General features: G+C 73.1%; 21 protein-coding genes and 1 riboswitch. Of the genes, 12 read left to right on the top strand and 9 right to left on the bottom strand.

All coding sequences use genetic code 11. The annotated features are described in order from the left end of the window. Nucleotide 1: 1 nt before the first annotated feature. Nucleotides 2–862: a helix-turn-helix domain-containing protein gene (locus ACIP2X_RS14310; RefSeq protein WP_401671920.1), complete on the bottom strand. Its 861-nt coding sequence runs from the start codon at nt 860–862 to the stop codon at nt 2–4. A gap of 212 nt (nt 863–1074) precedes the next feature. Between ACIP2X_RS14310 and ACIP2X_RS14305 the strand changes: the two genes are divergently transcribed. Next, nucleotides 1075–1524: an ATP-binding protein gene (locus tag ACIP2X_RS14305; RefSeq protein ID WP_401671918.1), complete on the top strand. Its 450-nt coding sequence runs from the start codon at nt 1075–1077 to the stop codon at nt 1522–1524. A 921-nt stretch (nt 1525–2445) separates the two neighbouring features. Here ACIP2X_RS14305 and ACIP2X_RS14300 read toward each other — a convergent pair. Next, a complete protein-coding gene (locus ACIP2X_RS14300; protein WP_401671916.1) occupies nt 2446–2919 on the bottom strand; it encodes a C40 family peptidase in 474 nt (157 codons plus the stop codon). 3 nt (nt 2920–2922) lie between these two features. After that, a riboswitch (cyclic di-AMP (ydaO/yuaA leader) is annotated at nt 2923–3125 on the bottom strand. Nucleotides 3126–3697: 572 nt separating this feature from the next. Further along, a complete protein-coding gene (locus ACIP2X_RS14295; RefSeq protein ID WP_401671914.1) occupies nt 3698–4705 on the bottom strand; it encodes an ABC transporter permease in 1008 nt (335 codons plus the stop codon). A gap of 116 nt (nt 4706–4821) precedes the next feature. Here ACIP2X_RS14295 and ACIP2X_RS14290 point away from each other — a divergent pair, with 116 nt between their 5' ends. The 8 genes from ACIP2X_RS14290 (at nt 4822) to ACIP2X_RS14255 (ending at nt 12173) form a co-directional block, all read left to right on the top strand. Further along, on the top strand, nt 4822–5469 hold the full coding sequence (locus ACIP2X_RS14290) for a TetR/AcrR family transcriptional regulator (RefSeq protein WP_401671911.1): 648 nt from the start codon (nt 4822–4824) through the stop codon (nt 5467–5469). A gap of 112 nt (nt 5470–5581) precedes the next feature. Further along, nucleotides 5582–5884, top strand: coding sequence for an urease subunit gamma (locus tag ACIP2X_RS14285; protein ID WP_401671909.1), 303 nt, complete (start codon nt 5582–5584; stop codon nt 5882–5884). 10 nt (nt 5885–5894) lie between these two features. Then, on the top strand, nt 5895–6206 hold the full coding sequence (locus tag ACIP2X_RS14280) for an urease subunit beta (RefSeq protein WP_401671906.1): 312 nt from the start codon (nt 5895–5897) through the stop codon (nt 6204–6206). Then, on the top strand, nt 6199–7920 hold the full coding sequence (locus ACIP2X_RS14275; protein ID WP_401671903.1) for an urease subunit alpha: 1722 nt from the start codon (nt 6199–6201) through the stop codon (nt 7918–7920). The genes ACIP2X_RS14280 and ACIP2X_RS14275 overlap by 8 nt, the downstream gene beginning before the upstream one ends. 15 nt (nt 7921–7935) lie before the next feature. Further along, the gene (locus ACIP2X_RS14270) at nt 7936–8610 is read left to right on the top strand and encodes an urease accessory protein UreF (protein ID WP_401671901.1); all 675 of its coding nucleotides are present in this window, start codon (nt 7936–7938) and stop codon (nt 8608–8610) included. A gap of 367 nt (nt 8611–8977) precedes the next feature. Then, nucleotides 8978–9655, top strand: a complete 678-nt coding sequence (gene ureG, locus ACIP2X_RS14265) for an urease accessory protein UreG (RefSeq protein ID WP_401671898.1) — start codon at nt 8978–8980, stop codon at nt 9653–9655. Next, entirely contained in the window at nt 9643–10428 is a 786-nt protein-coding gene (locus ACIP2X_RS14260) for an urease accessory protein UreD (RefSeq protein ID WP_401671895.1), read from the top strand. The genes ureG and ACIP2X_RS14260 overlap by 13 nt, the downstream gene beginning before the upstream one ends. Nucleotides 10429–10592: 164 nt before the next feature. Continuing rightward, a complete protein-coding gene (locus tag ACIP2X_RS14255; RefSeq protein WP_401671892.1) occupies nt 10593–12173 on the top strand; it encodes an alpha/beta hydrolase in 1581 nt (526 codons plus the stop codon). A 7-nt stretch (nt 12174–12180) separates the two neighbouring features. Here the strand turns inward: ACIP2X_RS14255 and ACIP2X_RS14250 are convergent, their stop codons facing one another. From ACIP2X_RS14250 to ACIP2X_RS14235, 4 genes are all read right to left on the bottom strand, one after another. Next, on the bottom strand, nt 12181–13245 hold the full coding sequence (locus tag ACIP2X_RS14250; protein WP_401671890.1) for an NAD-dependent epimerase/dehydratase family protein: 1065 nt from the start codon (nt 13243–13245) through the stop codon (nt 12181–12183). An 80-nt stretch (nt 13246–13325) separates the two neighbouring features. Then, a complete protein-coding gene (locus tag ACIP2X_RS14245) occupies nt 13326–14051 on the bottom strand; it encodes a lysophospholipid acyltransferase family protein (RefSeq protein ID WP_401671887.1) in 726 nt (241 codons plus the stop codon). A 143-nt stretch (nt 14052–14194) separates the two neighbouring features. Further along, nucleotides 14195–14656, bottom strand: coding sequence for a hypothetical protein (locus ACIP2X_RS14240; protein ID WP_401671884.1), 462 nt, complete (start codon nt 14654–14656; stop codon nt 14195–14197). Then, nucleotides 14634–15398, bottom strand: coding sequence for an ATP-binding protein (locus tag ACIP2X_RS14235; protein ID WP_401671881.1), 765 nt, complete (start codon nt 15396–15398; stop codon nt 14634–14636). The genes ACIP2X_RS14240 and ACIP2X_RS14235 overlap by 23 nt, the downstream gene beginning before the upstream one ends. 306 nt (nt 15399–15704) lie before the next feature. Here ACIP2X_RS14235 and ACIP2X_RS14230 point away from each other — a divergent pair, with 306 nt between their 5' ends. The 3 genes from ACIP2X_RS14230 (at nt 15705) to ACIP2X_RS14220 (ending at nt 17757) form a co-directional block, all read left to right on the top strand. Next, a complete protein-coding gene (locus ACIP2X_RS14230) occupies nt 15705–16580 on the top strand; it encodes a helix-turn-helix domain-containing protein (protein ID WP_401671878.1) in 876 nt (291 codons plus the stop codon). 34 nt (nt 16581–16614) lie between these two features. After that, nucleotides 16615–16827 carry a DUF397 domain-containing protein gene (locus ACIP2X_RS14225; protein ID WP_401672367.1) on the top strand — a complete coding sequence of 71 codons (213 nt, stop codon included), beginning with the start codon at nt 16615–16617 and terminating at the stop codon, nt 16825–16827. Nucleotides 16828–16941: 114 nt separating this feature from the next. After that, nucleotides 16942–17757, top strand: coding sequence for an SAM-dependent methyltransferase (locus ACIP2X_RS14220; protein WP_401671875.1), 816 nt, complete (start codon nt 16942–16944; stop codon nt 17755–17757). A 68-nt stretch (nt 17758–17825) separates the two neighbouring features. Here ACIP2X_RS14220 and ACIP2X_RS14215 read toward each other — a convergent pair whose 3' ends face one another. Both ACIP2X_RS14215 and ACIP2X_RS14210 read right to left on the bottom strand, forming a co-directional pair. After that, entirely contained in the window at nt 17826–19049 is a 1224-nt protein-coding gene (locus tag ACIP2X_RS14215; RefSeq protein ID WP_401671873.1) for a PP2C family protein-serine/threonine phosphatase, read from the bottom strand. Nucleotides 19050–19113: 64 nt separating this feature from the next. After that, nucleotides 19114–21612 carry a SpoIIE family protein phosphatase gene (locus ACIP2X_RS14210; protein WP_401671871.1) on the bottom strand — a complete coding sequence of 833 codons (2499 nt, stop codon included), beginning with the start codon at nt 21610–21612 and terminating at the stop codon, nt 19114–19116. Nucleotides 21613–22062: the final 450 nt, after the last annotated feature.

Raw genomic sequence — 22062 nt, 5'->3', positions numbered from 1 at the left:
CTTACGCGCCGTCACCTATCCCGGCGATGTAGTCCAACGATTCCTCGGGTGAAAGGGCGTGGAACTGAAGGGCGTTGAAGGCCTCCGTGTAGGCCTCTACGTCTTCTTTCCTTTCGAGGTAGAGGCTACTCGTCAAGTGGTCGAGAACCACAACATCCAGATCAGAAGTGCTCGAAAATGAGAAGATAACGAAAGGCCCGGTGATGCCGATGTGCGCCCCCGCGGCGAAGGGCAGCACCTGGAGCCGCACCTGGGGCAGGCGGGCGGCCTCCACCAGCCGCTCCAGCTGGCGCGCCATCACCTCCGGGCCGCCGACCTCCCGGCGCAGCACGGCCTCGTCGAGCACCGCGCTCAGCACCAGCGGGGGCTGCGAACGCAGCACGTCCTGCCTGGCCAGGCGTACCTCCACCAGCGCGTCCAAGCGGTCCTCGGCCAGTCCCTCCACCGCGGCGCGGGTCACGGCGCGGGCGTACTCGGGAGTCTGGAGCAGTCCCGGGACGACGGAGGTCTCCAGGGTGCGCATGGCGCCGGCCTGCGACTCCAGGCTGATGAAGTCGCGGTACGTGGGCGGCAGCACCCCCTTGTAGGCGTGCCACCAGTGGTCGCGGCCCTGACCGCCGCCGGAGCCCGCCAACGCCAGAAGGAGATCCCTGAGTTGGGCGTCGTCCACCCCGTAGGCGTCCAGGAGTAACCGCACATCGGCCGGTTTCACGCCGCTCGCGCCGGTCTCGATCCGGCTCACTTTCGACTGGTGCCATCCCACCAGCCGCGCCGCCTCACCGCTCGTGAGGCCCGCGCGGCCTCGCAGTGTGCGCAATTCGGCGCCCAGTTTCCGGCGGCGCACCGCGGGACCGTACTGCATGGGCTACTCCTTACTCCTTCCGAGCCGCCCAAATACGCTCTGCCGTCGCAGAGTTCACCGCTTCGAGCGACAGATATATGCATATCTTGGTGGATCGCCACCGCTACCGGGCTTTGAGTGGCAGTCTGGCGAAGAAGCACCAGTCCGGGACCGTACTCGAACCATCCGCTCCGTGTCGGACTGCGGTCCCGTGGGAAAGGGACGACGTCGCCATGGCAGACCATCTGGAAGCATCCGTCACTCTGCCGAGCGATCCCGCCTCGGTCTCCACAGCCCGGACCTACGTCGTCAGCACCCTGGCGGAATGGGGTCTGCCACCGGAGACCGAGGCGGCCGACACGATCAGGCTCATCATCTCCGAACTCGCCACCAACGCCGTCCAGCACACCCTCGGTCAGTCGCCCACCTTCACGGTCGCGATGCGGCTCGACCGCGACGAGCAGCTCCGCATCGGAGTGACCGACAGTCACCCGCGCTTCCCCAAAAGACTTCCGGCCGCCGTCCAGCAGGACAACGGCCGCGGCATGGTCATCATCCGCTGGCTCGCCGCGGAATGCGGCGGCCGCCTCAGAGTCCGCCCGACCCGCGAGGGCGGCAAGACGGTCTCGATCGAACTCCCGTGGACGGTCCCGGCCCGCCTGGGTGGCCAGCAGGAGTTGTAGCCCTTCCGGGGGCAGAGGCGCGGGGATCCGGCGAGGAGCGGCGCCGGGCGCCCCGGGGTACGCGCTGTGCGGGTTCCGACGCGCCCCGGGCCGGACACGGAGCCGGCGGCACAGAGGGGCAGGTTTGCAGAGTCCGCCTGACCCGCGAGGGCGGTAAGACGGTGTCCATCGAACTGCCCTGGACGGTCCCGGCCCGCCTGCAGGAGCCGTAGCGCTTCGGGGGCAGAGGCGCGGGGATCCGGCGAGGAGCGGCGCCGGGCGCTCCGGGGTACGCGCCGTGCGGGCTCCGACGCCCCGCGGGCCGGACACAGACCTGGCAGCACGAAGGGGCACGTTCGCAGAGTCCGCCTGACCCGCGAGGGCGGCAAGACGGTGTCCATCGAACTGCCCTGGACGGTCCCGGCCCGCCTGGGCGGCCAGCAGGAGCCGTAGCTCTTCGGGGGCAGAGACGCGGGGATCCGGCGAGGAGCGGCGCCGGGCGCTCCGGGGTACGCGCTGTGCGCTCCGACGCGCCGCGGGCCGGACACGGAGCCGGCGGCACGGACGGGCACGTTGCGGCGTCACGGCGGTCGCGGAGGGCCGGAGCCGGGCGGGACTGCCGGGCTCGGGCGGGCCGGCGCGGGCCCTCGTCGTCCAGGGCGACCCGGCGGCAGCCCTCGGTGCGAGTCCGCGTCGCCCCGGGCCCTGTGCCCGCCCGACGGCGCCACGGGCCCCAGCCGGGGCTCCTGTGCCGTAGCCCCGCACGGCGGGACGCCCGTGCCCCGGAGGGCGTCACGGGCGGCGGGACGCCCGTGCCCCGGAGGGCGTCACGGGCGTCCCGCGGGTCGTTCTCGGCGCGAACCCGCCGACGCGTCGTGCCGAGCCCGCGTCACGGGCGGGGCGGCGGCGTCCCCTCCGGGCGCCGCCACCGCCACCCGGGGGTCACTTGACCCGGCCGTACCAGACGCTCTTGGTCCAGATCTTCTGGAGCCGCACCACGTCCCCGGTCTTCGGGGCGTGCCAGATCTTCCCCTTCCCGGCGTAGATCCCCACGTGGTAGACGTTCGACCCGGAGTGGAAGAACACGAGGTCGCCGGCCTTGCGGCTCCTGGCCCCGATGTGGCGGGTCTTGTTGTACTGCTGGGCGGCCGTGCGGGGCAGCTTCTTGCCCGCCTTCTTGAACGAGTACAGGGTCAGCCCGGAGCAGTCGAACCTGCGCGGCCCGGTGGCGCCCCACCTGTAGGGGGCGCCCTTCTTCGAGGCGGCGATCTGGAGTGCCTTCGTCGCCGTCGTGGCGGCCGCGGCCTCGGAGGCGAGGCCCGGAGCCACGACGGAGCCGCCCACCGCGGCGAGGGTGAGGGCCGAGGCCGTACCGGCACGGGCCATCAGCGACGGGACACGATTGAGCGCGGTCATGCGCAACCCTTCGTCAGCCGCCTGTGAAGGATGACCTGTCGGATTCGGGCTGGCGAAGTAGCCCGGCCGCGTTGCCACGGCTTCACCCCAAGGGACGCTCGGAGATTGCGCTCCGGCGACCCGTCGTGCTTGGGTCCTCCACTCCTGCCGATCCACTCCTGTCGACCGGTCATCCGGGCGGCGGCAGGACTCGGCGTCCGCCCGGACCGCCCCGCCGCGGCGGCGGGGGCTTGTCGTCAGTCAGGGATCTTGACTCACGGAAGTCCGAAAATCCCAACGCAATCGGGGATTTGTGGCGTTACTCACCACTCACCCGTTCGGGTGGACATCCCCCTGTTCGAACCGGTGTCAAGGGCGCCACGCCACCCCGGACCAGCGACGGAAGGCCTCATCACGCCCCGAGGCAGGTCGCGTTGCGCAACCGCAAGGGCACCGAAAAAGGAGGGGGAAGTCATCCGGACGGCGGTAGCCCTTTTGGTCCGTTTCAACTCCCGGCCGCACGAACCGTCATGACACCCGGTGACCCGGGACGGCGGCGGGTGGATCGGTCCTGCCGCACCTGTCGGAGCGCGGTGCAACGGCGTCGGCGCGCACAAGTGGCGCTCCATGACGATCTCCGCGCACCGGCGCCTTGGCGGGCGCGCGGTCCACGACTCGGTCGCCGTCGCACGCCGTGCCGGCCGACACGGTCCGGCTGACCGGCCGTCACCCGATCGGCCGGGACGCGAAGAGGCCGTGCGCCCCGTCCGCTACAGCGGGGCGCACGGCCGGTCCGTGGTCAGAGTGCCGGCGCGGGCTCCCGCTCGGCCACGACCTCGCGCGCCGCCCCGGTACGGGACTTCAGCGCGCTGCCCAGCAGTACCGCGCCGAGCCCGATCGCGGCCCACCAGGTGAGGGTGAGAGCCGGGCCGAGGGAGGCCGCGCCGTCGAAGTACGACACCGAGCGCAGCAGCGTCGTCCCCGCGCCCGGCGGCAGCCACTGGCCGATCGTCCCGGCGGGCTCGGGCAGCATCTGCGGCGCCGACGCCGCCCCCGAGAGCGGGTTGCCGAACAGCATCAGCGTGCCGCCAGCGACGGCGATCCCGGCGCGGCCCACCAGGGCGGCTAGCCCCGCGACGGCGCCGCTCACCGCCAGCGTGGACAGCCCGAGGACGGCGGCCTCGGCCCACCAGTTCCCGGTGAGGACCCCCAGCCAGCTGTGCGCGATCGCGGCGGCGCCGACGCCGACCAGCGCGGACGCGCCCACCAGTGCGGTCACCGCCCGGATCCCGCGCAGCCCCCGCACGGAGACGGCCGCGCCCGCCGCGATCCCGCCCAGCGCCAGCGGCAGCACGCTCGCGGCAAGTGCGGCGCCCCGCGGGTCGGTCTCCGGGGCGGCCACCACGTCCACCGTCCGCGGCGGGGTGCCGTCGGCGGACATCGCCTGCTGGAGCAGTTGCGCGACCACCGGGCCGGCGGCCGAGGCGGTCAGCAGCTCGGGACCCTGGGCGGTGACGACGACGGCGCCGTACACCGTCCGGTCCTCGACGGCCTCGCGGGCGGCGGCCTCGTCGGCGTACCGGTGGACCTCGAAGGCGCCCGGATGCCGTGCCAGCTGCCGCTCGACCTGCGCGGTGGCGGTGGCCGGACCCGCGACACCGAGCGGCAGGTCGTGCGGCGCGGTCCGGGCGGCCGGCCAGGCGAAGGCCCACAGCGCGAGCGCCGCCACGAGCGGGACGAGGACGACGACCGCGACGACCTGCCGGGCGCCGGGTCGGGTGGGCTGCGTGCCGGTTGGCGTGGACATGGAGTTCCCCCTAGGGTGGACGCCTCAAAAAGAAGGATCGTTCGTTTTTGGCTTCACCACCGTGCGCCGAAGGGCGTGCCCTTGTCAAGAAAGAATGTTCGTTCTACATTCGGGACATGGCTCGTGTATCCCAGGAACACCTCGACGCCCGCCGCCGGCAGATCCTCGACGGCGCCGCCGTCTGCTTCGCCCGCAACGGCTTCCACGCCACGTCGATGCAGGACGTGCTCAAGGAGGTGAACCTCTCCGCGGGCGCCGTCTACCGCTACTTCAGCGGCAAGGAGGAGCTGATCGCGGCGATCGTCGCCGAGGTGCTCGGCTCGGTCCGCGCGGCCTTCGAGGAGGCGGCGCGCCAGAGCCCGCCCCCGCCGCCGGACGAGCTCGTCGCGGCGGTCCTCGGACGGACGCTCGCCGCCCGGGAGAACCTCACCGTGGACGGCCGGCCCGCCTTCCCGCGGCTGGTCATCCAGGTGTGGGCGGAGACCCTGCGCAACGAGGACCTGAGGGCCGTCCTCGGCGAGGGGTACGCCTCGGTGCGCGCGGCCTGGGCGCGGATCGTCGAGAGCTACCAGAGCGCCGGCATGATGTCGCGGGACGTCGAACCGGACCGTGTGGCCCGCACGATGATCGCCGCCGTGATCGGCTTCCTCGCGCAGCAGTCCCTCTTCGGGCCCGCCCCGGTCGAGGTCCTCCGCGACGGACTGCGCGCGCTGATGGGCATGCGGGACCAGGCAGCCGCGGCCCCTGGGTCACAGTTCGGTTAACGTGCCCGAAACGCACGCCAACTAGCGTGCCCCTCCACGCCGTCGGGGAGTCCGGCCGGTGGCGGCGGCAACCGGGCCCCGCACGGCCCGGAGCGAGGATGTGAGGTGGCACGTGCAACTGACCCCGCACGAGCAGGAGAGACTGCTGATCCACCTGGCGGCGGACGTGGCCGAGAAGCGCCGCGCCCGCGGGCTGAGACTGAACCACCCCGAGGCCGTCGCCCTCATCACCTCACACATTCTCGAAGGCGCACGCGACGGCCGCACGGTCGCCGAACTCATGGCCTCCGGACGGAAACTGCTCACCCGGGACGACGTCATGGACGGCATCCCCGAGATGATCCACGACGTGCAGGTCGAGGCGACCTTCCCGGACGGCACGAAACTCGTCACCGTCCACGACCCGATCGTGTGAGGCGGCCGCGATGATCCCCGGAGAGATCCTCTTCGCCGACGGCCCGATCGCCTACAACCAGGGCCGCGAGGTCACCCGCCTCACCGTGCTCAACGCGGCCGACCGGCCCGTCCAGGTCGGCTCCCACTACCACTTCGCCGAGGCCAACCCCGGCCTGGAGTTCGACCGCGCCGCGGCGCGCGGCAAGCGGCTCGACATCGCCGCGGGCACCGCCGTGCGCTTCGAGCCGGGCATCCCCGTCGACGTCGCACTCGTCCCGCTCGCCGGTGCCCGCGTGGTGATCGGTCTGCGCGGGGAGACCGGAGGTGCCCTCGATGCCTGAGATCTCGCGCGCCGCCTACGCCGACCTGTTCGGCCCGACGACCGGTGACCGCATCCGGCTCGCCGACACGGATCTGCTGATCGAGATCGAGGAGGACCGCAGCGGCGGGCCCGGACGCGCCGGTGACGAGGCGGTGTTCGGCGGCGGCAAGGTCATCCGCGAGTCCATGGGGCAGTCGCGTGCCACGCGCGCGGACGGCACGCCCGACACCGTCGTCACGGGCGCCGTGATCGTCGACCACTGGGGGATCGTCAAGGCCGACGTCGGCATCCGCGACGGCCGGATCACCGGGATCGGCAAGGCGGGCAACCCCGACACCATGGACGGGGTGCATCCGGCGCTGGTCGTCGGACCGGAGACCGAGATCGTCGCGGGCAACGGGCGGATCCTCACCGCCGGGGCCATCGACGCCCATGTGCACTTCATCTGCCCGCAGATCGCCGACGAGGCGCTGGCCTCGGGTGTCACGACCCTCGTCGGCGGCGGCACCGGACCCGCCGAGGGCTCCAAGGCGACCACCGTCACGCCCGGCCCCTGGCACCTGGCCCGGATGCTGGAGGCGATGGAGCAGTACCCGCTCAACATCGGCTTCCTCGGCAAGGGCAACACCGTCTCGCACGAGGCGATGCTCTCCCAGATCCGTGGCGGTGCCCTCGGGCTGAAGCTGCACGAGGACTGGGGCTCCACCCCGGCCGTCATCGACGCCTCGCTGACCGTCGCCGAACGCACCGGCATCCAGGTCGCCATCCACACCGACACCCTGAACGAGGCCGGGTTCGTCGGCGACACCCTGGCCGCGATCGCCGGGCGCGGCATCCACGCTTACCACACGGAGGGTGCGGGGGGCGGGCACGCGCCGGACATCATGAGCGTGGTCTCCGAGCCGTACGTGCTGCCGAGTTCGACGAACCCGACGCGGCCGTTCACCGTCAACACCGCCGAGGAGCACCTCGACATGCTGATGGTGTGCCACCACCTCAACCCGGCGGTGCCCGAGGACCTCGCCTTCGCCGAGTCCCGGATCCGGCCGTCCACCATCGGGGCGGAGGACATACTGCACGACCTGGGCGCGATCTCGATCATCTCCTCGGACGCGCAGGCCATGGGCCGGGTCGGCGAGGTCGTCCTGCGGACCTGGCAGACCGCGCACGTGATGAAACGGCGGCGCGGCGCGCTGCCCGGCGACGGTCGGGCGGACAACCGCCGGGTACGTCGCTATGTCGCCAAATACACGATCAACCCGGCGCTGGCGCAGGGCCTCGCGCGCGAGGTCGGCTCCGTGGAGACCGGGAAGCTCGCCGACCTCGTGCTCTGGGAACCGGCGTTCTTCGGCGTCAAGCCGCTCCTCGTCCTCAAGGGCGGACAGATCGCGTACGCGCAGATGGGCGACGCCAACGCGTCGATCCCGACACCGCAGCCCGTCCTGCCCCGGCCGATGTACGGGGCGATCGGGCGGGCGCCGGCCGCCAACTCCCTGAACTTCGTGGCGCCGCTCGCCGTCGAGGACGGGCTGCCGGAGCGGCTCGGGCTCGGCAAGCGGTTCGCCGCCATCGACTCGACGCGCGGGGTGACCAAGGCCGACATGCGGGAGAACGACGCCCGGCCCGACGTGCGCATCGACCCCGACAGCTTCGCCGTGCGCATCGACGGGGAGCTGGTCGAGGCGGAACCGGCCGCCGAACTGCCCATGGCCCAGCGGTACTTCCTCTTTTGAGACGGGGCGGCGCAGATGTCACGTGCGGCACTCATGGTGCTGGCCGACGGCCGCTTCCCCGCCGGGGGGCACGCGCACTCCGGCGGGGCCGAGGCCGCGGTGCGGGCGGGGCGCGTCACGGGCGCCGCGAGCCTGGAGGAGTTCTGCCGGGGCCGGCTGCATACGACGGGCCTGGTGTCCGCCGCCCTCGCCGCGTCGGCGGCGCTCGGTGTCGACCCGGTGGAACTGGACGCGGCGGCGGACGCGCGGACGCCGTCCCCCGCGCTGCGGCGCGCGGCGCGCAGGCTGGGGCGGCAGTTGCTGCGGGCCGCGCGGGCGACCTGGCCGTCCGGGGAGCTGGACGACCTGGCGCGGGCGTTCCCCAAGGGGGCGCACCAGCCGGTGGTGCTGGGGCTCGTGGCGCGGGCGGCCGGGCTCGGGGCGGCCGACGCGGCCTACTGCGCGGCGTACGACTGCGTGAGCGGGCCGGCCGGTGCGACGGTGCGGCTGCTGAGCCTGGACCCGTTCGAGGCGACCGCGGTGCTGGCCCGGCTGGCGCCCGAGGTGGACCGGGTCGCCGTCCGGGCGGCCGAGGTGGCGCGGGACGTCGCCGCGGACGGGGCCGACATGCTGCCCGCGGCGTCGGCACCGCTGCTGGAGATCGGGGCGGAGGCCCATGCGGCCCGGGGCACGCGCCTGTTCGCCTCATGACCCCCCCACACCCCACCACCGGCCCCCTGCCGGGGGCTTCGTTTCCTGCCTCAACCCGCCCCCTGCCCGGGCTTCGCCCTGCCCCAGCCCGCTCCCTGCCTGGGCTTCGCCCTGCCTGGGCTTCGCGCCCTGCCGGGGGTTTCGCTTCCTGCTCCGGCTCGGCTCCTGTTGGGGGTTGGCGTCCGGCCGAGGGGCTTCGCACCCTGGCCCGGCCCGCCCCCTGCCGGGGGGTTCGCGTCCGGTCCAGGGCCTCGCCCCTGCCCAGTGTCTTTGCCCCGGCCCACCTCGCCTCCCTGCCGCTCAGGGGCTTCGCCCCGCCCGTCCGTCGTTCCCCCCTCCGGGGCTCGCCCCGAAAGGAGCCGTCGTCATGCATCTCGACCACGTCCCTCACGGCGCCGTCGCCGTCAGCGCCGATGCCCGTCGGCCCGACGGGCGGCGGCGGGCCCTGCGGATCGGGCTCGGTGGGCCCGTGGGGTCCGGGAAGACCGCGACCGTCGCCGCGCTCTGCCGGGCGCTGCGGGACGAGCTCTCCCTCGCGGTCGTCACGAACGACATCTACACCCGCGAGGACGCCGAGTTCCTGCTCCGGGAGGCCGTACTGCCACCGGAACGGATCACCGCCGTGGAGACGGGAGCCTGCCCGCACACCGCGATCCGGGACGACATCTCCGCGAACCTCGAAGCGGTCGAGGACCTGGAGGACGAGGTCGGGCCGCTGGACCTGATCCTGGTCGAGTCCGGCGGGGACAACCTCACCGCCACCTTCTCCAAGGGCCTCGTCGACGCGCAGGTCTTCGTCATCGACGTGGCCGGCGGCGACGACGTCCCGCGCAAGGGCGGCCCCGGCGTCACCACCGCCGACCTGCTGGTCGTGAACAAGACCGACCTCGCCCCGTACGTCGGCTCCGACCTGGCCCGGATGGCCGCCGACGCCAAGGCCCAGCGCGCCGAACTGCCCGTCGTGTTCCAGTCGCTGCGCGACGAGCGTGGGGTTCGGGACGTGGCCGCGTGGGTGCGCGGGCGGCTCGCCGCGTGGACGGCGTGAGCGCGACGGCCACCGGCGTACGCGCCACCGCCCGGATCGTCGCCCGCGCCGACGGACGCGGCGGTACGGCGCTGCCGGTACTGGCGGGCGAGGGGCCACTGGCGCCGCGCCGGACGCGGGGGAGCGCGGACGAGGCCCGGGTGATGCTGGTCGGCGCGATGAGCGGCCCCCTCGGCGGCGACCACTTCACGGTCGAGGCCGGCGTGGGGGAGGGGGCCCGGCTGTACGTCGGGTCCGCCGCCGCCACCTGCGCGCTGCCGGGGCAGGCCAAGGGCGAGGCCCGCTACGACGTCCGCCTGACCGTGGCGGACGGCGGAGAACTGCGCTGGCTGCCGGAGCAGTTGATCTCCGTGCGCGACAGCGACCTGCACGTGCGCACCCGGGTCGATCTGGGTCCGGCCGCCCGTCTCGTCCTGCGCGAGGAGCAGGTGCTCGGACGTGCGGGTGAGGAACCGGGCCGGCTCGTCAGCCGTCTGTCGGTGCGGATCGCCGGGCGGACCGTCCTCGACCAGGAGCTGTCCTGCGGTCCGGGCGCGCCGGGCGGCTGGGACGGCCCGGCCGGACTCGGCGGAGCCCGCGCCGTCGGGCAACTGGTCGTCGTGCGGTCGGAGTTCTCGGAGCATCCGGTGCGGGCCCGGGTCGTGGGCGAGGGCGCCGCGGTGCTGCCGCTCGCCGGACCGGCCGCTCTGGTGACCGCGGTCGCGCCGGACGCGCTGCGCCTGCGACGTACGCTGGACGCGATGCTGGACGAGCTGTCGGCCACGTTCGGATAACGATCCGGCCAGCGAACTTGCCTATCCGGTTATCGGATTGGCAAAGAAGGGCGACGGCCCCTTTCTCGGCGACCTCACAGCGGACAGGATCACCCGTACTCATCGAAACGGTGTACGGGAGGCCCCACTTGAGGGACATCAGACCGAAGAGGCGGACAGCGGCCATGGGTTCGGCCGGACTGCTCGTCGCGGCGACGCTCATAGCCGGCGCGGTGGCCGCGCCCACCGCCACCGCGAGCGCCGGCGACGGCGCCGAACGCGCCCGCCACGGTCAGGGCCAGGAGTCCTGGGGTGTCGCGGTCGCCGCGGCCCGCGCCGCCCGGGCCGGCGTCGACTGGAAGGACTGCCCCGCCGACTGGGGGCTGGAGAAGCCGATCCAGTGCGGCTGGGTCACCGTGCCGGTCGACTACGCCAAGCCCTACGGCAAGCAGATCAAACTCGCCGTGGACCGTATCGGCAACACCGGCGGCGAGCGGGAGCGCCTCGGCGCCCTCGTCTACAACCCGGGCGGCCCCGGCGGCTCCGGACTGCGTTTCCCGCGCCGGGTCACCACGAACAACGCCGTCTGGGCCAAGGTGGCCAAGGCCTACGACTTCGTGGGCTTCGACCCGCGCGGCGTCGGCAAGTCGGCGCCCATCTCCTGCGTCGACCCGCAGGAGTTCGTCAAGGCGCCGAAGCTCGACCCGGTGCCCGGCTCCGAGGCCGACAAGCGCGCCCAGCGCAAGCTCGCCCGCGAGTACGCCGAGGGCTGCCAGGAGCGCAGCGGCGCCATGCTGCCGCACATGACGACGCCGAACACCGCGCGCGACCTGGACGTGGTCCGCGCCGCGCTCGGCGAGAAGCGGCTCAACTTCCTCGGCGTCTCGTACGGCACCTACCTCGGCGCGGTCTACGGCACGCTCTTCCCGCGCCACGTCGGCCGCATGGTCGTGGACAGCGTGGTCAACCCGTCGCGGGAGAAGATCTGGTACCAGGCCAACCTGGACCAGGACGTCGCCTTCGAGACGCGCTGGAAGGACTGGCAGGACTGGGTCGCGAAGAACGACGCCACCTTCCACCTGGGCGACACCCGCGCCGAGGTGCAGGACAAGTGGCTCCAGCTGCGTGCCACCGCGAAGAAGAACCCCCTCGGCGGCGTGGTCGGCCCGGCCGAGCTGATCTCCTTCTTCCAGAGCGCCCCGTACTACGACTCCTCGTGGGTCCCGGTCGCCACCGTCTTCAGCCAGTATGTCGCCGGGGACACCCAGGCCCTCGTCGACGCCGCCGCCCCGGACCTGTCCGACACCGTGGGCAACGCCGACGCGGAGAACGGCAACGCCGTCTACACCGCCGTCGAGTGCGCGGACGCCAAGTGGCCCACCAGCTGGCAGCGGTGGGACCGCGACAACACCCGGCTGCACCGCGACCACCCGTTCATGACCTGGGCCAACGCCTGGATGAACCTGCCGTGCGCCACCTGGCCCGCCAAGCAGAACACCCCGCTGGACGTGCGGACGGGCAAGGGTCTGCCCCCGGTCCTGATCGTGCAGTCGGAGCGCGACGCGGCCACGCCGTACGAAGGCGCCCTCGAACTGCACCAGCGGTTCAAGGGCTCCCGCCTGATCACCGAGAGGGGCGCGGGCTCGCACGGGGTCACCAGCCTGGTCAACTCCTGCGTCAACGACCGGGTCGACGCCTATCTGCTCACCGGCGAGCTGGACGCCAAGGACGTGACGTGCGCCCCGCACGCCACGCCCAGGCCGTAAGGTCCGCTCATACGCCGCGAGGGGCGGCCGGCGCACCCGCCGGCCGCCCCTCGCGGAACCAGGCGTCCTCGGCGGCGTAGTCGAAGAGATCGCCGTACGCCTGGAACATCTTCGGGTACGCCTCCTTCCAGTCCCGCCCGGACAGCTGGCGCTCGATCCACTCGACGGTCTCCGGCAGCGTCTCGGCGTAGCGCACCACCGGCCGGTACCCCAGCTCCCGCTCCGCCGCCGCCATGTCGCACACCACGGGCACCGGGACCGACCACGGACTGTCGCCCACCGAGGGGGCGGGCGGCGGGCCCTCGACCAGGACGGTCTCCGTCTCGACGCCCATCACCGCGTCGATCGCGGTGGCGATGTCCCGCACCGGCGGCGCCTCCACGTCGCAGGCGTTCAGGGTGCGCGAGCCGGGGCGGGCCGCCGCGAGGCGGATCAGCTCGGCGAGGGTGTGGACACTCACCGGATGGAAGCGGCTGCGGCCGCCGTACGCGAGGACGCGGCGGGTGCGGCCGTCGAGGTTGCGCTTGACGAAGTAGAGCTCGCGGGGCGTGCGGCAGTGCGGGCCGTGCACCGCCCCGGCGCGCAGCAGCGTGGTGGGCAACCGGTCGCCGGCCGCCAGCAGTTCCTGTTCGAGGGCCGCCTTGCGGGTGCTGTACGAGGAGTCGCCGGGCGCCACCGTGCCCAGGCTCTCGGGCAGGGGCACCGGGTACTCGGGGAAGCCGTCCGGTTCGGCCTGGGTGTCGAAGCCGCGGCCCTTGTCGTCCTCGTAGACCGACACGCTGGAGATCACCACCGCCGAGCCGATCCGCCCGGCCAGGTCCGTGAGCTGCCGGGCGTGTTCGCGCCCGAAGGCGACGACGTCGACCACGAGGTCGCAGCCGTCGCCGATCAGCGCGGCCAGCGCCGCGTCGTCGCTCCGGTCCAGCCGTTCCGCCCGCACCTCCGCGGGCCAGGTCTCGTCCCGTCCGCCGCCCCGGGACGCGGCCGTCACCTCCCAGCCGTCCCGTGCGAGGGCACGCACCGCCGGGCGCCCGATCTGGCCTGTCGCTCCGATCACCACAGCACGTCTCATGGGGGCGACCGTAGGCCGCGCCGACGGGGCGGGCCAGGGATTTCGGCTCAGAGCAGAGGAGCCGGGCGGCACGGTCCGGGTCAGCGCAGCGGCGTGCGCCGGAACCTGCGCTCCCGCTGCTCCGCCTTCTGCGAGGCCTCCGCCTTGACGACGGCCGCGTACCGGTCGACGTACTCCTGCTCGGACAGCGTCAGGATGGCGTACATGATCTCGTCCGTGATGGCCCGCAGGACGGCCTTCTCGTTCTCCATGCCGGCGTAGCGGGAGAAGTCGAGGGGCTCGCCGAAGCGGATCACGACGGGGTGCAGGCGGGGGACGACCTTGCCCGGCGGCTGGGCCTCGAAGGTGCCGATCATCGCGCACGGGATCACCGGGACGCCGGCCTTGAGGGCCATGACCGCGACCCCGACCTTGCCCTTGTAGAGGCGGCCGTCGTGGGAGCGGGTGCCCTCCGGGTAGATGCCGAGCAGTTCGTCCTTGCTCAGTACCCCGAGGCCCTCGCGGATCGCGGCCTGGCCGGCGTCCTTACCGGAGCGGTCGACCGGGATCTGCCCGGCGCTGCGGAAGAACGTCGCCGTCAGCCGGCCCTTGATGCCGGGACCGGTGAAGTACTCCGCCTTCGCCAGGAAGGTGATGCGGCGCTTGAGGATCGCCGGCATCAGGAAGTGGTCCGAGAAGGAGAGATGGTTGCCCGCGACGATCGCCGCGCCCGAGGCCGGCACATGCTCCAGCCCTTCGATCCGGGGCCGGAAGACCAGTCTGAGCAACGGCCCGAGAAGGACGTATTTGAGCAGGTAGTAGAACAACGGGTGGCTCCTCACTCCGTCGGTTCGGCGCCCCGCAGCGTTCTCGCAGGTCAACCAGCACGTCGTGAGGTGTCAGTGTAGGCGCGGGCGGGAGGCTGGGAAACCGGTACGGCGCCGGGGGAGTGCGCCGTACCGGTGGCTCTTCATTCGGTTGCGCCGAGCGACCAGCGCGGACTGCTGCCGGTGAGGCGGCAGGTGAGGAAATACAGCGGTATCGGAGGCGTGTACGGCGAGCCGTCCGCGGGGGAGTGCAGCAGCCGCGGGTGGCTCGGGCCAGGCCTCGGACGGGTGGCCGTCCAGGACGGATCGCCCATCCGGGCGCCGATCGCGTACGTCGTGCTGGGTGGCCAGGTGATCCCGATGTGTGATCCGGACGGGACGATCCACCACCAGTGCCGGTCGTCGGCGAAGACGCAGCCGACGCGGGGGAGCGCGTCCAGGATGGTCTCGCCGTGTTCCGGCGAGGTGCCCACGGCGTCGTAGCCGAGGCTCGTGGGCAGCTGCGGCGGGATCGGCAGGCGGAGCCGGTCGCCCCGGGCGGGGGCGGGACGGAGCGTCGTGGCGGAGCGGCAGGGGTGCGGGTCACGGCTGTGCGGTCGGAACATGGGGGACTGATCCTTCGGCCGAGTGGGGGACGGGCCGGGCGGGGGGTGTCGCGGGGGTGGGCGGGACGGGCGGGGAGGGGGTCGTCGTCAGGTCGGCCCAGACGACGCGTCCCGTGCGGTTCGGGGCGGGTCCGACACCCCAGTCGTCGCAGACCGCCTCGACCAGGACGAGCCCGCGGCCGTTCTGGTCGTCGGGGCAGGCCTGGCGGGACGCCGGGAGCGTGGAGCCGAGGTTCTGGTCCTCGACCTCGACGCGGAGCCGGCGTCCGACGAGGTGCAGCCGGCACACGATCCGCTCGCTGCCCGAGTGGGTCACCGCGTTGGTGACCAGCTCGGAGGTGACCAAGACAGCGTTGTCAACGTCGTCGGCGTGGATGTGCCACGACGTCAGCGTCCGGCGCACGGCGCGCCGGGCCACACCGGCCGATTCCGGGGTCGCCGGCAGGACGAACGTGTGGGCCCGGTGGGCGGGCAGATCCCCGGAGGCGAGGCGGTCGGGGCCTTTCGGCCCGGGGAGTCGACCTGCGAACTCGCCTCCGGGTGACTGCGGGGCGCGCGTCGCCCTCGACGGCGCCCGGAGCGGGTGCTCCGGGCCGGGCAGTGCGTCGAGGGGATCGGCGCCGGCCAGGCGGAGGGCCTGTCGCGCGGTGGTGGCGCGGTCGGGGAGGTCATGCCCGGGCAGGTGGTCCACCGGGTGGGGGAGGGAGGGCGGAGCCATCGCCGTACGCCTTTCGTCTGCCATGTGCGTCATCGCCGTACAGCTGTCGGGTCGGCCGGATGCGCGTGGTGGTGACGGAGGTGCAATACGCGCCGCATGTCGGTGAGTTGTGGAACGGCCTCCCCCAACTGGGCCGTTCCGCCGCACCGTTCGGTGTGCCGTGGACAGTGGGTCCACTGTGGCACCCGCCGACAACTGCTCGCAAGCCACAAGTTGAAATTTGCAATTGGCCGGGTGCATGCTGCTCTCGCCAGGAAATGATCGAATGGCATTCCGTTACTGACCGCGTGAGACGGTGGCCCTGGAGCCGACGGCATGAGGGGGTAGGGCGTGACCGCGGAAACCGACTGGGGCGGCGCTCCCTCCGTGCTGCGCATGATCCTCGGCAGACAGCTGGAGGAGCTGCGGACCCGGGCCGGGCTCACGTTCGAGCAGGCGGGTGCCGCGATCGGCGTCAGCCACTCCACGATCCGCCGGATGGAGGCCGCCAAGGTGGCCCGGCTCCGGCTCCCGGACGCCGAGAAGCTGCTCCAGGTCTACGGAGTGACGGACCAGCAGGAGATCGACACCTTCCTGAAGTCGGTGCGCGAGGCCAACAAGCGCGGCTGGTGGCACACCTACCGGGACGTGCTGCCGGACTGGTTCGCCGCCTATCTGAGCCTGGAACAGGCGGCGTTGCAGATCCGTGCCTACGAGAACCAGTTCGTGCACGGTCTGCTGCAGACGGAGAGCTACGCCCGTGCCCTGCTCGGCGCCGGCAATCCGCACGCCCAGGCCGAGGCGACCGAACGCCGGGTCGCACTGCGGATGCGCCGCCAGGAGCTGCTGACCCGCCCGGCGCCGCCGCGGCTGTGGGTCGTGATGGACGAGACCGTGCTGCGCTGGCCGGTCGGCGGCGCGGACGTCATGCGCGCACAGGTCGACCATCTGATCGAGGTGAACCGGCTGCCGCACGTGACCCTGCAGATCATGCGGTTCGCGAACGGCCCGCACCCCGCGATGCGGGCCGGCGCCTTCCACCTCTTCCGGTTCCGGGCGCGCGAGCTGCCCGACATCGTCTATCTCAACGGCCTGGTGGGCGCCGTCTACCTGGACAAGAGCGACGACGTCGTGGTGTACCGCGAGGCCCTGGACCGGCTGGGCGCCCAAGCGGCGCCCGCCGGCAAGACCGAGGCCCAACTCGGCGCTATTCGCAAGGAGCTCTGACGTGCACCACCCCACACGCCCCGTACACAACGGCATGCCCGCCCCCGAACTGGGCGCCCAGGGCTGGTCCAAGCCGTGGAGCGACGACGCCGGAGGCGCCTGCGTGGAGGTGCTGAAGCTCGACGACGGGCGGGTCGCCGTCCGCCAGTCGACCGACCCCGAAGGGCCCGCGCTGGTCTTCACATCCCTGGAAGTCACGACCTTCCTGACGGGTGTGAAGTCGGGTGAGGCCGACTTCCTGCTCTGATCGTCCTCCTGTTCGACCACGCTCTCCTAACCTGTTCTCCGGGCTCTTCGCCCCGTTGCTGTAGCTGAGCGAGCGTTCCCCACACCCCCCCGAACCCGAATGGGAGACACGGCGTTGCCTGACAACGGATGGCCTGCCGACCGCATCGACACCGAGAACGCGCACTCCGCGCGGATCTACGACTACATCCTGGGCGGCAAGGACTACTACCCCGCGGACAAGGAGGCGGGTGACGCCATGTCCCGAGAGTGGCCCGCCCTGCCCATCCACATGCGGGCCAACCGCGACTGGATGAACCGCGCCGTGCGCTGGCTCGCCGAGGAGGCGGGCGTACGCCAGTTCCTCGACGTCGGCACCGGCATACCCACCTCGCCGAACCTGCACGAGATCGCCCAGGCGGTGGCGCCCGAGTCGCGGGTCGTCTACGTCGACAACGACCCCATCGTCCTCACCCTCTCCCAGGGGCTGCTGGCCAGCTCCCCCGAGGGGCGGACGGCGTACATCGAGGCCGACTTCCGCGAGCCGGGCAGCATCGTCGAGGCCGCCGAACTGCGCGAGACCCTCGACCTCACGCAGCCGGTGGCGCTCACCGTGATCGCGATCGTCCACTTCATCCTGGACGAGGACGACGCGGTCGGCATCGTGCGCCGCCTGCTGGAGCCGCTGCCCTCGGGCAGCTACCTCGCGATGTCCATCGGCACGGCCGAGTTCGCGCCCGAGGAGGTGGGCCGCGTCGCCCGGGAGTACGCCGCCCGCAACATGCCGATGCGGCTGCGCACCATCGACGAGGCCCACGAGTTCTTCGACGGCCTGGAACTCGCCGAGCCCGGCATCGTCCAGGTCCACAAGTGGCGCCCGGACGGCATGGGCGAGGAGGGCATCCGGGACGAGGACATCGCCATGTACGGGGCGGTGGCCCGCAAGCCGTAGCACGAACGCCGTGCGGGGCCGGGGGCGAGGTGCGTCCCCGGCCCCGCACGGCGTCACGGTCCCCGCGGTCAGAGCCGGACGACGATCAGCACGGTGTCGTCGCCGGCGCCCTCGGGAGGCAGCAACTCGTGCAGCACGGCGTCCGCGAGGACCTCGGGATCGGCCTCCCGGTGCCGCACCAGCGACTCGGCGAGCCGGGCCACCCCCTTGTCGATGTCCTCGCGGCGCCGCTCCACCAGTCCGTCGGTGTACAGGGCGAGCGTGGCGCCGGGCGTGAACCCGGTGCCGGCCTGCGGGCGCGGCCGCGGGTCGGGATGGGCGTCCAGCGGAGGGTCGGTGGCCCGGTCCAGGAACTCGACGCGACCGTCGGGCTGGACCAGCACCGGCGGCAGATGACCGGCGCTGCTGTAGGTGATGGTCCGCAGGTCGCAGTCGATGAACGTCGTCACCGCCGTGGCCGACTCGGCCCCGTCCACGACGTGCGCGAACCGCCCCAGCACGTCGAGCGCCTGGGCCGGGCCCGCCGCCACCCGGGAGGCCGCGGTCAGCGCGCTGCGCAGCTGGCCCATGACGCAGGCGGCGCCGAGGCCGTGACCCACCACGTCGCCGACCGACACCGCGATGCGGCTGCCGCCGACCAGGTCGACCAGGTCGTACCAGTCCCCGCACACGTGCAGCGCGCCGACCGCCGGCCGGTAGCGCACGGCCACCTTGTGCAGCCCCACCTGACGGCGGGCGGGCAGCATGGCCTTCTGGAGCGCCAGCGCCACCTCGCGCTCCCGCTCGTGCGCGTCACGCAGCCGCTCGTTGAGCTCCTGGAGCTCACGGGCCCGGGTGTACAGCTCCGCCTCCAGCACCCGCGCCCTGCTCCCGCCGGGACCGCCGCGGGCCGCGATGAGCTCGGTGACCTCCTCGACCCGGTGCACCAGCAGCTCGACCGTCCCGTCCGGGCCGACGACCGGCTCGTTGACGGGGCTCCAGTACCGCACCTCCCACTGCCCCGGCCGGCTCTCCACGTCGTACCGCTGCAGCGCCATGGTGTCCCGCTCGCCGGTGGCCAGCACCCGGCGCAGCGAGGCCTCCAGATTGCGCATGCCGGTCGCCTCGGGGTCGCCCGGGTTGTCGGGGAAGACGTCGAAGAGATAGCGGCCGACGACGTCCTCGCGGCGGCGCCCCGACATCCGCAGGAACTCCTTGTTGGCGTCGGCGAACACCAGATCGGGCGTCAGCAGGGCGACCATGCCGGGCAGTGCCCGGAAGACCGCCCCGTAGTCGATCGCCCCGTCGTTCATGGCTCCCGCCTCACCACGGTGTTCCCCTCATTTTGCCCGCGGAGGCGGCGAAGGGCCTGCCGCGTCAGTCCGGGAGGCCGGTCAGCGGCTGCTCCGCCCAGATGACCTTGCCGTCGGGGACGAACCGGGTGCCCCACCGCTGGGTGAGCTGCGAGACCAGCAGCAGCCCCCGTCCGCCCTCGTCCGTGGTGCGCGGATGGCGCAGATGGGGCGCGGTGGCGCCGCTGTCGAACACCTCGCAGACCAGCGTGGCCGCCCGGATCAGCCGCAGCCGGATCGGCCCGACCGCGTGCCGGATGACGTTGGTGACCAGCTCGCTGACCACCAGTTCGGTGGTGAAGGCCAGCTCGTCCAGACCCCACGCCGACAGCTGCCGGCAGGCCGCCTTGCGGGCGTCGGAGACGACGGCCGGGTCGACCGGCAGCTCCCAGGTCGCCACCTGCTCCGAACTGAGCAGCCGGGTGCGTGCCAGCAGCAGGGCCACGTCGTCGTGCGGGCGCGCGGGCACCAGCGCGTCCACCACGGCACGGCAGCGCCCCTCCAGGGACGGCGCGGTCCGCTCCAGCGCGCCGCGCAGCCGGTCCCGGCCCACGTCGATCGCCCACACCTCGTCGTCGCCGGCCAGCAGCCCGTCCGTGTGGAGCACCAGCGTGCTGCCCCCGGCCAGCGTCACCTCCACCGACTCGAACGGCGGCCCGCCCACGCCAAGGGCGGGACCTTGCGGCAGCTCCAGGAAGACGACCTTGCCGTCGGCCCCGATGACCGCCGGCGCCGGGTGCCCGGCGGCGGCCATGGTGCACCTTCCGTCGACCGGGTCGTAGACGACGTACAGGCAGCCGGATCCGACGGACTCGGGGCCTCCCTGTGCCTCGTCCTGCGTCCCGCCCTGACGGCTGTCGATCGCGCCCGCGTCGGGCACGACACCCTCCTCGGGCGTGCCCATCGCCACCAGGTCGTCGAGGTGTCCGAGCACCTCCTCCGGGGACAGGTCCAGCGCCGCGAGGGTGCGCACGGCGGTCCGCAGGCGTCCCATCGCGGCGGCGGCGTTGATGCCGTGCCCGGCGACCTCGCCGACCACGAGGGCGACCCGCGCCCCCGACAGCGGGATCACGTCGTACCAGTCGCCGCCGACGCCGGTCAGCTCGTCCGCGGGCCGGTAGCAGGCCGTCACCTCCACGGCCTCCTGCTCGGGCAGCCGGTGCGGCAGCAGGCTGCGCTGGAGCACCAGGGCCGCGTCCCGCTCCCGGGTGTAGCGGCGGGCGTTGTCGACGCAGACGGCCGCCCGGGAGACGAGGTCCTCGGCCAGGCTCAGATCGCCCTCGTCGAAGGGCTCGTGCCGGCGGCGCCGGAAGAAGGTGGTGACCCCGAGAGTGACGCCCCGTGCGCGGATGGGCACGGTCATCGCGCTGTGCAGGCCCAGCTCCAGGAAGATCGACCGGCGGGTGCCGGGCGCGTCCGCGGCCCACTCCTCGGCGAGCGGGTCGAGCCGCGCCCCCAGCCAGGGCATGCCCGTCGTCAGCGAGCGGACCGGCGGTGATCCCGCCAGATACGCCGCGACCTCGCCGATGCCGACGAGGGCCTCGGTGACGCGCCGGTCCAGCGAGCGCTGGCCCGCGCGGCGCAGCGGCGCCTGCCCGGTGTCGCGCGGGGGGCCGGGTTCCGGCTCCCCGCCGCGCAGCACCGACTCCAGCAGGTCCACGGTCACGATGTCGGCGAGGTCGGGCACCGCCACGTCGGCCAGCTCCTGCGCGGTCAGCGTGATGTCCAGCGTGCGGCCGATGCGCTCGCCGGCCCGGTCCAGCAGGGCGAGACGCTGACGGTCGCGGTGCCGGTCGGTGATGTCGAGGACCGTGTAGTAGACGCCCATCGGGTGACCCTGGCCGTCGTCGAGCCGGGTGAACGACATCATGTGCGCGGTCTCACGGAACGGGGCGGAGCGTACGTGGCCGACGAGCTCGTAGCCGGAGACCGACTCGCCGGTCGTCAGCACGTGCCGCATCTGCGCCTCGATCGCCTCGGTGTCCAGGCCCGGCTGGATGTCCGCCAGCCGCAGGCCCAGCCGCCGGCTCGGCGGACCGCCGCCGAACTGGGAGAGGGCGATGTTCGACCAGACGTAGCGCAGATCGGTGTCGACGATCGCTATGCCGACGGGGGAGCGCGACACCATCTGTTCCAGCATGTTACGGCTCATGTCCCAGCCCGGGGCCTCGGCCAGCTCCGACATAAGCACCAGCCAGCGTGAAGGGCCCTGGGTCTCCAGGGCCGGGGTGACCCGGACCATGACGCGGACGGACGACCCGTCCTCGCGCCGGGCGGTCAGCAGGCCCGTCCAGCCGCCGTCCCTGCGGCACCGCTCGACCAGGCCCGGCACGCGCGACGCGTCCTGGGCGGTGAGCAGTTCGGCGACGCCGCGGCCGACGGCCTCACCGGGCGTGTACCCGAGCAGGCGCTGGGCGTCCCTGGTCCAGCTCGTCACGACGCCGTGGGCGTCGAGCAGCACGGGAGCGGCGTCCGCCACGTCGAACGGCCGACGCTCGACGTCGCGCTCCTCGAATGTGCCCACCGGTTGACCTCTCTGTCGCTGAGAGTGGTCTACCACCTCTTGCCCCCATCTTCACCCCTGTGAGGGCGGGGCTGCCGCGTGGGGCGGCCGCCCGTCCAGTGAGCGGACGGGCGGCGGGTGCGCGGGCGGCTCGGTGGCAGTGGTCCGGGCGGCCCGGGAGGAGCTCGTCGGGCCGCGCGGCCGGAAGTACGAGGGCGCCCTCCCCGCCGCGGCACCCCACCCCTCCAGCCTGCCCCGCCCCGGCCCCGACCGCGCGCCACGGCCCTGACGCCGTAGGGGACGGGTACCGACCGTGTGCTCGCAGGCGCTCCCCGGACCTGCGCCTGACGCCTTCCGAGCCCGTGCCGTCCGCGTTCCCCAGGCCTGCGCCTGACGCCTTCCCGGTGCGTGCCGTCCCGGTTCCGGCCCTGGCACCCTCCGGGGCGCGTGCGGTCCTGTTCCTCGGGCCTG

The sequence above is a fragment of the Streptomyces sp. NPDC089424 genome (genome assembly GCF_044749345.1).
Taxonomy (GTDB): Bacteria; Actinomycetota; Actinomycetes; order Streptomycetales; family Streptomycetaceae; genus Streptomyces.
Note: the sequence above shows the minus strand (reverse complement) of the source record. Positions and strands in the feature narration are given on the sequence as shown.